The 9019-nt window shown below is 43.8% G+C and carries 4 protein-coding genes and 2 rRNA genes; 2 read left to right on the top strand and 4 right to left on the bottom strand.

All coding sequences use genetic code 11. The annotated features are described in order from the left end of the window. Positions 1–27 precede the first annotated feature (27 nt). A complete protein-coding gene (locus RRG12_RS40770; RefSeq protein ID WP_420763119.1) occupies positions 28–5379 on the top strand; it encodes a translocation/assembly module TamB domain-containing protein in 5352 nt (1783 codons plus the stop codon). Between the two features lie 117 nt (positions 5380–5496). On the opposite strand, the gene RRG12_RS40765 is transcribed toward RRG12_RS40770, so the two are convergent. Then, positions 5497–6426 carry a carbohydrate ABC transporter permease gene (locus tag RRG12_RS40765; protein WP_420763118.1) on the bottom strand — a complete coding sequence of 310 codons (930 nt, stop codon included), beginning with the start codon at positions 6424–6426 and terminating at the stop codon, positions 5497–5499. A 159-nt stretch (positions 6427–6585) separates the two neighbouring features. Between RRG12_RS40765 and RRG12_RS40760 the strand changes: the two genes are divergently transcribed. Beyond that, entirely contained in the window at positions 6586–7251 is a 666-nt protein-coding gene (locus RRG12_RS40760) for a GIY-YIG nuclease family protein (RefSeq protein WP_420763117.1), read from the top strand. A gap of 101 nt (positions 7252–7352) precedes the next feature. Here RRG12_RS40760 and RRG12_RS40755 read toward each other — a convergent pair whose 3' ends face one another. From RRG12_RS40755 to RRG12_RS40745, 3 genes are all read right to left on the bottom strand, one after another. After that, the gene (locus RRG12_RS40755) at positions 7353–8129 is read right to left on the bottom strand and encodes an ABC transporter ATP-binding protein (protein ID WP_420763116.1); all 777 of its coding nucleotides are present in this window, start codon (positions 8127–8129) and stop codon (positions 7353–7355) included. A 230-nt stretch (positions 8130–8359) separates the two neighbouring features. After that, positions 8360–8477 (bottom strand): 5S ribosomal RNA (rrf, locus tag RRG12_RS40750). A gap of 119 nt (positions 8478–8596) precedes the next feature. Further along, positions 8597–9019: ribosomal RNA gene (locus RRG12_RS40745) — 23S ribosomal RNA — on the bottom strand; the annotation flags it as partial.

The raw sequence follows: 9019 nt of genomic DNA, 5'->3' as shown, positions 1-9019 counted from the left end.
GGGGAGGGGGGAGGGGGAGATAAGGGAGTGACATTAACTTCATCCTCCTCATCTCCCATAACATTTTCTCAACTGAACGGATCTGCACAGCTTTTAGCAAATAACCAGTTGGTCAGGTTTGAAGTGGAGGGTCAAGCAGACAGTGGTGGTAATATTGCCATTCAGGGAGAGACTCGTTCTAAGGAGCTAGCAGGGAACTTCCAGTTGCGATCGCAAGACTTGCTGGCTGCGGATATTACTCGCCTCATTAAGTTACCAGTGAACTTACTGACTGGTCGAGCCAATGGCGACTTGCTGATTCGGTTGATGCCAGGACAGGATACTTTATTGTATGGCAGTGCGGCTGTGCAAGGGTTAACACTTCAAATACCCAAAGTCCCGCAACTGTTGAGCAATAGTCAAGGAAACCTCCGTTTTCAGGGAACGGAGTTGCAGTTAGATAATGTCACTACCAACTACGGCAAAATTCCCCTAGTGGCTACGGGAATTATCGACACTCAAGCAGGTTTTAAGTTGACAGGGCGGGTAAATGCGGTGAGTTTGGCGAATGCCCAAGAGACTCTCAAGGTAACATTACCTGTGCCGATCGCTGGACAAGTACAAGCTTCTTTGCAAATTACCGGATCAACTAAAGCACCAATTCTCTCAGGTACAGTTGCCACAATCCAAACTGCCCGGATTGATAAAGTTGATTTTAATAGCATCAGTAGTAAGTTTGAGCTTGTTACTAGTTCCTCTTTAATTACCCTCAAAGATATTCAAGGTAAGGCCAAAGTTGGTGGTGAGATCACGGGCGCTGGTAAAATTCAACTTGGTGAAACCCCGCGACTGGATTTAAATTTTGCTGCCAAGAATGTTCCAGGGGATGCGATCGCAAAAGTTTATGAAACAACTCCCGCTTTCCAAATCGGCAATGTCTCAGCTACAGCCCAACTAACCGGCGCTCCTACCAATGTCCAAACGGTGGTAAGATTCCAAGCTCCTAACGGAACTTACCCTGGAACTGGCGAAGTTGCAATTGCTCCAAATCGCACCGTCTCTTTCCGTAATGTGGCTCTGAATGTAAGTGGTGGTAAAGTCCGGGCAACTGGTAGTTATGCCAATGATCGTTGGCAAGCTGTGGCTGTTGCCTCTGGGGTAAAATTGGAACCCTTTGTAGACAAAAGTCAACTACAAAATGTCTCTTTGGCGGGGGCACAGTTTAATGGTCGTCTCATCCTCTCAGGCAGCACAGCACCATTTGAAATTGCCACGATTCGCAGTGATGGTGCAGGAGTTCAAATTGGTGGCGGCACAGTTGTAGTTTCTAATGTCCAACTACAAGACCAAGGCTTCTCTGCTCAACTTATAGCTAATGGTGTGCGGTTGGGGCGGATATTGAAACAGTCTCCCCCAGCTTTAAATAATCCATTGGCGGGTACATTCCAAATCGCAGGCAACAGAGATAATTTCAGCCTGAAAACCTTCCGTGGCACTGGGGAAGGTCGCCTTACTATTGGCGGCGGTACGGTTACAGCCAATAATATTCAAGTGGGTAATGGTGTATATCAGGCGCAAGTTCAGGCTAAAAATGTGCCTGTGCAGCAGTTGGCAACATTACCAAAGCAGTTCCAAGGAGCGTTGACTGGTCAGTTCAACGTAGCGGGTTCTGTTGAGTCGTTTCAACTGCAAACTATTCAAGCCAGAGGTCAGGCGCGGGTCAATGTTGCTGGTGGAACTATTACAGCTAATAATATCCAAGTCGGTAATGGTGTATATCAAGCGCAAGTTCAGGCTAAGAATGTACCTATGCGGCAGTTGGCAGCAGTACCACCACAGTTCCGAGGGACGTTAACTGGTCAAGTAAACGTGGCGGGTTCTGTTGAATCGTTCCAACCGCAAACTATCCAAGCTATAGGTCAAGCGCGAGTGGATGTTGCAGGTGGAACTATTACAGCCTCTAATATCCAAGTCGGTAATGGTGTATATCAGGCACAAGTTCAAGCAAATAATGTACCGTTGCAGCAGTTGGCAGCAGTACCCCCGCAGTTCCGGGGAGCCTTAACTGGTCAAGCAAACGTGGCGGGTTCTATTGAATCGTTCCAACCGCAAACCATCCAAGCCAACGGTCAAGGACGGTTGGATGTTGCAGGTGGAACGATCGCAGCCTCTAATATCCAATTGGCTAATGGTCGTTATCAAGCTGTAGTTGATGCTTCTGGTGTGGAATTAAATCGGTTAAATCAGCAATTGCGGGGTCAACTTGGCGGTCAGTTGCAATTAGCTGGCACGCTAGGATCATCGAAGTTAGCTGATGTGCGTGCTGCTGGACAGGTGCAATTATCCCAAGGTCTCCCCGGTTTGGAGCAACCTCTGAGTGCTGCGATCGCTTGGAGTGGTGAAAGGCTGACCATTGAGCGAGCAACTGCTCCCGGTTTAAGTGTTACTGGTAACATATTAGCCAATGCTAAGGGAGCGGGCATACCGGAAATTACTGCCCTAAACCTCAACGTCCAAGCAGAGAATTACAACTTAAAACAGTTACCAATCAATCTTCCTAATGAGGTTGCTGTGGCGGGGAGAGTTGATTTTAATGGTCAAATCACTGGTAAGCTGCCCTTGCCAAATGTAGTAGGGCAAATTAATTTACGAGACTTAGTTGTTCAAGATATTGCTTTTGAGCCGTTGTTGACTGGAAACATCGATTCAGCACAGGGACGCGGTTTAAATTTGAACTTGGCAGGAAATAGCGATCGCCTGGCCTTTAATTTAGATGCCAATAATCGCCCGAAATCCTTCTTAGTAAAATGGCAGCAAGCATCAGCTACAGGTAATGTTCAAGGGAATGATTGGGCGCTCAAAGTGGCCAATTTCCCCTTACAAATATTGAATTTGAGTCCGCCGCCAATTACTCGACTGGGTACTGGTAAGATAGCTGGATTGTTAACTGGGGATTTGCTGTTTAATCAGCAGACATTGGCAACAACGGGGAATTTTGCGATCGCTAATCCTCAAATTGGTCGAGTTAAAGGCGATCGAATAGCTGCTCAATTCCGCTACGGTGACGGGAAAGCCACACTCGCCAGTAGCGAATTTGTCAAAGGCAAAAGTAGCTACGCTCTTGTCGGTACTTTTGCCCAAAGCCCTAAAGGGCCTCAACTACAAGGCAAACTTAACGTCAACCAGGGAGAGATCCAAGATGTTTTATCTGTAGCACAGATATTTGATTTACAAAATTTGCCAGGTGGTTCAGCAGAAATCTACGGTACAGCAGCGGATCTAACCACCACCTCCCAAGGAGCGCCAAATCAACCCTTATTAACCCAAATCCAACGGTTTTCTGAAATTGAAGCTTTGGTAGCAGAACAGGAAGAACAGCGACTTAATTCCACTCCTATACCAGATTTGGCAGATTTAAAGGGGACTTTCAACGGGGAAGTGGCTGTAAATACAGCTACAGCCAATGGATTATCAGTGGATTTTAATTTGAATGGACAAAACTTTGCCTGGGGTAAAAAGGAAGAAAAAAATCGTTATTATACCGCCGACAAAGTGATTGCCGAAGGCAACTTTGAAAATGGTGTTTTGAGTTTGCGACCATTACGAATCCAGTCTGAAAACAGGCTGATTGCCTTCACAGGTAACGTTGGCGGTGATGAACAATCTGGCCAGTTGCGAGTGAATAATTTTCCCGTACAACTATTGAATAATGTTGTCAAACTACCAGTTGGAATCACAGGGAATCTTAACGGTACAGCAGCTTTAGCAGGAAGCATTGCTAATCCCCAAGCTAGAGGGGAATTGCAAATTACAGAAGGAATACTAAATCAGAGCAAAATAGAGTCAGCGATCGCAAGTTTCAGCTATGCCAACGGACGCTTAAATTTTGGTAGTACTGTAGCCGTTGCTGGGCCAAAACCTGTTGATATTACTGGCAGCATTCCTTATAAATTGCCTTTTGCCTCTGTCGCACCAGACAGTGAGCAAATCAGTTTGGATATGAAGCTGGAAAACGAGGGATTGGCACTGTTAAACGCATTAACTAATCAAGTGGTATTTGAGAAAGGTGAAGGAGAAATAGACCTCAAGGTGCGTGGAACATTGCAAAAACCCGAAGTAGATGGAATTGCTACTATTAGTAATGCTACTTTTTCAGCCCAGGCTTTGCCAGGTAAGCTCAGACGTGTAACAGGTAGAGTGCTGTTTAATTTTGACCGCATCTTAGTAGAAAATCTTGAAGGTAGATTTAGCCGTGGGAAGGTACAAGCTGCTGGGGAAATTCCCATCTTCAACAATGAGAATGCGACTATCAACAATCCCCTGACTGTTAATCTCGATCAGCTGACGTTGAATCTCAAGGCACTTTACCAAGGAGGTGCTAGCGGCAATTTGCAGATTACTGGTTCTGCCCTTAGCCCAGTAATTGGCGGTAAAGTAAACTTATTTGATGGTCAGGTATTGCTGGCAGAATCTACTGACGCAACTTCATCTGCAAATGATAGTGGTCTTGGTGTATCACCCACAAAAGATAATAAGCAGAGTAAAACTGAAATCGGGAATGGAATGGGAAATACTATTGCTAGATTTAATAATCTAGATTTAGAACTAGGCAAAAACGTTCAAATTACCCGCCCCCCTATTCTCAACTTCCGTGCCACTGGTAATCTCATAGTTAACGGCCTAATCAATCAGCCAATACCCGATGGCACTATCCAGCTAGAAAAAGGTGGTGTAAATTTATTTACTACCCAATTTAACCTTGCTCGTGGCTATAAACATACCGCAACATTTAGTCCCTCTCAACCCCGCGACCCCAACTTAGATATTCGGCTATTTGCCAAAGTACTAGACGTAACTCAAAGTAATGATTTCAGCCGGATAAATACCACAGGTTTATCATCCTTAGAAAGTGTTCGAGTCGAAGCCACTATCAACGGTTTAGCTAGCAAACTGAATGAAAATTTAGAACTAACAAGTAGTCCGTCACGTAGCCAAACCGAAATTGTTGCTCTTTTAGGAGGTGGATTTGTAGACACCCAAGGACGTGCTGACAGTACTTTAGGTCTAATTAACATTGCAGGCTCGGCTGTGTTCAACAATTTTCAGTCAGCTTTTAATCAGATTGGCAGTACCTTTGGCTTAAGTGAACTGCGAATATTTCCTACCGTTATTTCTGAGAATCCCGAAGCTGGAAGAAGTAATTCAACTTTAGAATTAGCAGCGGAAGCTGGGATTGATATTTCTTCCAAAATATCTGTTTCCAGTATTAAAATCTTAACAACAAATGACCCCTTCCAATGGGGTGTTAATTACCGCATAAACGACGAATTTCGTGTGCGTGCTTCCACTAATTTAACCGATGATAGTCGTGCAGTAGTGGAGTATCAAACTCGGTTTTAAATAAAAAAGAGTTGAAAAGTCGTATGCCTCGCTTTACCATTATCCAAAATTTATATCCTTGTTGTTCCCTCTTCTCCTTACTTGTCTTACCAAGCTTGATTTTGTGCAGTTTAAATATCAAATTGTAATATTTTCTCCCTCCTGTTTATTAATAACTAATCGCAAAATTGATAACCCTAAAATTATCAAAAATAGCACTAGCCCAATTGTGCAAGCGTAGCTAATTTCCAAATTGTTGAAGGCTTGCTCATATAGATAATAAACAATTGTTTTCGAGCTACTGAGTGGCCCCCCTTGGGTCATAATGTATACCTCTTCAAATACTTTGGTTGCAGAAATAGCCGAAATTACCGCCACTAGTGCTAGATACGGTTTCATTAAAGGTATGGTGATATCCCAATGTTTGCTGATCCCATCCGAGCCATCAATTGCAGCGGCTTCGTAGACATCAGTGGGAATTGATTGCAACCCCGCTAAATAAATCACCATGTAGTAGCCTAGTCCCTTCCACACGGTGACAGCCATAACGCTGGCAAGAGAAATTGGTACAATACCAAAAATTTTGTCTGGGCTAGTCAGCCAAGGAATACCTTCTGGAAAAATACCTAAAGCTTTAAATAACTGATTAAGTAATCCGTTTTCTGCGTACAACCATTTCCAAGCTATTCCCGCAACTACCATTGAAATTACGACTGGAGTGTAATATGCAGATCTAAACCAATTCATCCCTCGCAGTTTTTGATTTACCAATATTGCCAGTACTAAGGGAGCAATTACTAAAATTGGTACTACACCAACAAGATATAGAAAAGTGTTTTCCAAGGTTTTCCAAAAAACCGCATCTTTCCAAAGCTTGAGAAAGTTTGCGAAACCTATCCATTCTGGCGGCTGGGCAATATCTTCATAGCTAGTAAAACTGAGGTAAAACGCTTGCAGTGCAGGCCAAAAAACAGTTAACCCCAAAAGAACCAAAGCGGGTAGTAAAAATAAATAAGGAGTTAGTCTCTGTTTGATGAATATCCAATTTTTAGGCGTCAATTGATTCATATAAATTCTAATAGTTGTTTTTGCTTGGTCAAAATCCTTAAGAAAAAGAATTTGGAGATGTGAGTAGATTTAAGCTTCAATATTTTAAGGGCATATATTTACGTAGCGCTTCGCGCTTGCCATTGGCATAGCTAATTAATAACTCGGAGATCAACTGCAATGGAAACTCAGCACAATCCGTCGTCAATTGAACATCAAAATGTCCCCATAAACCACCGTGGACTACATGACTTTTTATATAGTTCCGATGAGGAACACACCGCCATTGAGGTGAGTATAACCCCTAAACTGGCAAACGATGGTACTGAAATCATTGACCTTGAGACTTGGAGTGCAGCTGCTCAGAACGCTAAAGTTGCAGGTGTCTACGCAGTATTGGACGCAGTAGGCTGTACACAGCACATTGGCTATTCTCGGAATGTATTGCTTTCTCTAAACGGTCATGTCACTAAAAATGGTAAGCAAAAGTGTACTTTTGTCCGCGTGCAAGCATTCAAATTCCCCAAGCGTCAAGAAATGGAAGATTTGCGAGATGCGTGGATAGCAGAACTCGAAAGTATGCCACCTGGTAACGCAACTGATAGAGAAATGTGGGCTAGCACGGTAGGTGAAGCTGCGAAAGCGGTAATGTCAGAGGCGGAACGCCAAGCCTATGAGGAGAAAAAGCTAAAACTGCGGAAAGCAATGGCTGACACAACTCTCTCTAAAGAGTCAGAAACAATAGATGCCAGTGAAGCCGAGCGTCAGCGTCAACTTGAAGCTGCTGTGACAAATGATGACTGGAGTGTAATTATCGACGCACAGACACAGGAAACCAAGTCTTAGATGAGTGTTCAGCCCTCTGCTTATTTCCCCACTTGGATACCCTCATATCTTTACAGAATAGAGTATCCAAGTGTATTTAGATTTTGCTAGCTTGGCAGATTTTAAACAGCAGAAATGGCACAAACCTGTAATCCGACAGGCGTGTGAATAATTACAGATTCTACACCAAATACTTGTGCGATCGCATTTGGTGTCAGGACTTGTTCCGGTGTACCAATTTCCCAAATATGACCCTGTTTTAATAATCCAATACGGGAACTATACCGTGCTGCCAAATTCAGTTCGTGCAAAACTGTAATAATAGTTAATTCCTGCTGCTGATTCAGTCCTTTGAGCAGTTCCAATAGTTGCAACTGATAGTTGATATCTAAAAAAGTTGTCGGTTCATCTAATAGTAAAACTTTTGGCTCTTGCGCTAGTGCTAAAGCTAAAAAAGCCCGTTGTCTTTCACCGCCTGATAGTTGTTCGACTAAGCGATCGCTCAGTTTTTCTAGTTGTGTCTTTTTAATTGCAGTTTCAACTTTGAGCCAATCTTCAGCCTTTAGTTCCCATTGCCACCAAGGTTGATGCGGCGTGCGTCCTAAACTTACTAATTGTCGCACTGTTAACCCAACGGGAACTGTTTGTTGTTGCGGTAATAATGCCAGTTTCTGTGCGACTAGATTTGGGGGTTGAGAGTGAATTGCTTTACCATCAAGTAGCACTGTTCCATATTGTGGTGAGAGAATACGACTTACCAATTTTAGTAAAGTAGATTTACCTGAACCATTAGCACCAACTAAACTCAACCATTCTCCTGTTTGCAGAGTGAGGTTAATGTCTTGGACAATTGGTAGTGTGGTATAACCGCCTGTGAGGTTTTGCAGTTCGAGTGGCATTTCAGAAAATCAAAAATGAAACCTGTAGTAAACAACAATTTTTAGAGAGGCGTTTTTGATGCAGAACAAGTTAATGAACTTCAAAGAAAAGTAGCTGTATTAAAAAAGATTGTCGGTTGTCATGATGAATTAGAGGACAAATTCAGAGAAACAGGGACTTCAAGTAAACACTAATTATACAAAAAGCCTCTCTAAAATTTATTAGAGAGGCTTTTCATTTTAAAAATAGAACCTGGCATCGAGCTATTTTTGCGTAGGGCTACCCCTAAACTATCGTTGCCGCAGCAGCGTTTCACCTCTGAGTTCGGGAAGGGTTCAGTGTGGTTCCACCGCGCAATAGACACCAGGAAAACCTGATGGGAATTAAAAATTAAAAATGTAAAATTAAAAATGACTTTTGAAATTTTACATTTCTAATACTTCAGAAACCCTGAAGACTGCAAGTAACGCGAAACCAAATGAGTTGTGAGGTCAAGCCCTCGGTCTGTTAGCACGGCTCGGCTACATACATTGCTGCACTTCCACCTACCGCCTAAGAACGGGTGTTCTGCCCGTGACCTTACCCACTTATTGTGGTGAGAGCACTCATCTTGAGGTGGGCTTCCCACTTAGATGCTTTCAGCGGTTATCCGCTCCGCACTTGGCTACCCAGCGTTTACCGTTGGCACGATAACTGGTACACCAGCGGTGCGTTCCTCCCGGTCCTCTCGTACTAAGGAGGACTCCTCTCAATGCTCTTACGCCTGCACCGGATATGGACCGAACTGTCTCACGACGTTCTGAACCCAGCTCACGTACCGCTTTAATGGGCGAACAGCCCAACCCTTGGGACGTACTTCCGCCCCAGGTTGCGATGAGCCGACATCGAGGTGCCAAACCTCCCCGTCGAT

This window comes from Nostoc sp. CALU 546, assembly GCF_048836525.1.
The sequence above is the reverse complement of the archived record's forward strand: the minus strand, read 5'-3'. Positions and strand labels throughout refer to the sequence as shown.

Excerpts from the sequence above, each read along its gene's own strand:
- RRG12_RS40765 (WP_420763118.1), bottom strand. The coding sequence starts at position 6,426 with ATGAATCAATTGACGCCTAAAAATTGGATATTCATCAAACAGAGACTA.
- RRG12_RS40760 (WP_420763117.1), top strand. The coding sequence starts at position 6,586 with ATGGAAACTCAGCACAATCCGTCGTCAATTGAACATCAAAATGTCCCC.
- RRG12_RS40755 (WP_420763116.1), bottom strand. The coding sequence starts at position 8,129 with ATGCCACTCGAACTGCAAAACCTCACAGGCGGTTATACCACACTACCA.